General features: G+C 26.8%; 1 protein-coding gene. It reads left to right on the top strand.

The window, feature by feature from the left end; genetic code table 11:
* Positions 1-374: 374 nt before the first annotated feature.
* A partial coding sequence (locus FWJ34_RS18940) for an Eco57I restriction-modification methylase domain-containing protein (RefSeq protein ID WP_308256884.1) occupies positions 375-3,073 on the top strand: 2,699 nt, incomplete at its 3' end.

The raw sequence follows: 3,073 nt of genomic DNA, 5'->3' as shown, positions 1-3,073 counted from the left end.
TTTTAGAATGGTTACATAATAATGATTTCAGAAGAAATACTTTAATCTCGTCAAAGCCTTTTGTTATTTGGGTTACATGCGTAAATATCAAATAGGTTCTATAGCATTCCTATTTCATTCGTGGCAAAATCAGCACCAAAAATTTGATGCAAGAGGTTTAAAGGGCTTTTCAAATGAATAAACTACATTTTTTATTTCTCGCAAAGTCGCAAAGTCGCAAAGGAAAATGCAACGTGTGGTTTAAAGAAATGAAAACTGCTGTAAGCCCTTTGTTAAATAGTAATTATAAATTTTTTTACTACTTTTAAATATCTCACAACCTGTTCATTTAGGATTGCTATATAAAGGATTTGAAATAAATTTTATTGTCTGTTATGGTTAACAAAAAAATCCGTCAAAGTTTAAATAAAGCCTTTTTAAAAGTTAAACCTTTACGACAAGATATTAATAAGTTTAAAGATAATTTAGGGATTTTATTATCTATAACGGAAATGCAAATTAATGAAAGAGAGGAGTTTCATAAAAATAATATAACAACTTTTCTGAAAGATACTTATTTTACCACTGATTATTATATTAATACTCAAGATAACAATGATTTAGTTATTTATAACGGTAAAGATGTTAATAGTAAAATTGGAGTTATTATCGAAACTAAACGCCCTAATAATACTAGGGAAATGATGACTTATGATAAGTTTAATTGTAAGGCTTTACAACAGTTACTATTATATTATTTACAGGAACGAATTGTTAACAAAAATATTGAATTAAAGCAACTTATTGTTACAAATATTTATGATTGGTTCATTTTTCCTGCTAGTTTATTTGAAAGGTTATTTTATCAAGACAAGTCTTTAGTTAAACAGTTTAATGATTTTCAAGAAAAAAGATTAACCAGTGAAAAGACAAGGTTATTTTATGAAGAAATTGCATTTAACGCTATTAACAAAGTTGAATCGGAGTTAAAGGAAAATTGTGTTAATTTTAACCTTAAAGATTATGAAAATGAGGAAGATTCTTCATTAATTTTACTCTATAAATTTTTATCGCCTCACCATTTATTAAAGTTACCTTTTGCTAATGATAGTAATAGTTTAGATCAAGGTTTCTATAGTGAATTATTACACATAATTGGCTTAACGGAAGTCAAACAAGGGAGTAAAAAATTAATTCAAAGATTACCATATAATAAACGTCATCAAGGTTCACTTTTAGAAAATACGATCGATCAATTAGATACTTATAATAAGTTAGATAATTTAATTAATTTATCAGATTATGGCAACAATAAAGATGATCAATTATTCAACATTGCCTTAGAATTAGTGATTACTTGGATTAATCGTATTTTGTTTTTGAAACTGTTAGAATCACAATTAATTAACTATAATCAACAGGATAAAAATTTTAGTTTTCTTCACTATGACAAAATTAAACACTTTAATGATTTAGATAGTTTATTCTTTCAAGTATTAGCAAAAAAAGTTGAGGAAAGAAAGGAAGATATACAAGCTAAATTTTATCATGTACCTTATCTTAATAGTTCGTTATTTGAAGTCACGGTATTAGAAAAAAAAACTATTGCTATCGGTAGTTTAAATTATGATGATAAATTGCCTTTTTTTAATACCACAATTTTAAAAGATAACCAAGGGAAAAGAAAAACAGGAGAGTTAAATACTTTACTTTATTTATTCGATTTTTTGTCGGCTTATGATTTTAGTAGTGAAAGCCAAGGGGAAATTCAAGAAGAAAATAAGACGTTAATTAATGCTTCGGTTTTAGGTTTAATTTTTGAGAAGATTAACGGTTATAAAGATGGTTCATTTTTTACTCCTTCATTTATAACTATGTATATGTGTCGGGAAACGATTCACCGTGCAGTAATTCAAAAATTTAACGAGATTAAGCAGTGGAATTGTCAAAATATTGATGATTTATATGATAAAATTGAAGACAGAAAGGAAGCTAATCAAATTATTAATACTCTCAAAATTTGTGATCCTGCTGTAGGTTTAGGTCATTTTTTAGTCTCAGCTTTGAATGAGATTATTGCCTTAAAAAGTGAATTAGAAATTTTACAAGATAGGCAAGGAAAACGCTTAAAAAATTATACTATCATCGTTGAAAATGATGAGTTAATTATTACGGATGAAGATAACGAATTATTTGCTTATAATCCGAAAAATAGTGAAAGTCAACGTATCCAAGAAACTTTATTTCATGAAAAACAAACTATCATTGAAAATTGTTTATTTGGTGTAGATATTAATATAAATTCTGTGAAAATTTGTCGTCTTCGCTTATGGATTGAGTTATTAAAAAATGCCTATTATAAAGATTCTAAATTTCAACAACAACAGGCAATAGCCTTAAGCCCATTGTTACCTATTCCTTCTACAAAATTTGATAGAAAAGGTAATAAAACCCTAGAAACTTTACCGAATATTGATATTAATATTAAATGTGGTAATTCTTTGATTAGTCGTTTTGATTTGACTGAGTTGATTTTATCTCCAAAAATTAAGGGTGAAATTGCAGAATATAAAGAAGCCGTTAAAATTTATCGTAATCCAGAAAGTAAAGCCCAAAAACAAGAAATTAATCAAAAAATTCAGAAAATTAAAGAGAGTTTTTCCACTGTCATGACAGGAAATGATGAAGATGATAAAAAATTGCGTAATCTTCAGGGAGAGTTAAATAATTTACTAAGTCAAACTTCTTTATTTGAGGAAACAGTTAAGGAAAAAAAAGCAAAGGAGAAAAAACAAAAACAGTTAGAAAAAGAGATTAATTTACTCACAGCAAAAATTGATGATAAGAAAAATAATCGTATTTATGATAAGGCTTTTGAATGGCGTTTTGAGTTTCCAGAGGTGTTAAATGATAACGGTGATTTTGTGGGTTTTGACATCGTTATTGGCAATCCACCTTATGGCGTTAAATTAACTGAAAGTCAACAATCTTTACTTAACCAAATTTATAGTTATGGCACAACAGAAACAGCTATTTTATTTATTTTGAAAGGTTATCGTATTTTAAATACTAATGGTATTCAATCTTATATTAT

This window comes from Geminocystis sp. GBBB08 (genome assembly GCF_016743215.1).
GTDB lineage: Bacteria > Cyanobacteriota > Cyanobacteriia > Cyanobacteriales > Cyanobacteriaceae > Geminocystis.
The sequence above is the reverse complement of the archived record's forward strand: the minus strand, read 5'-3'. Positions and strand labels throughout refer to the sequence as shown.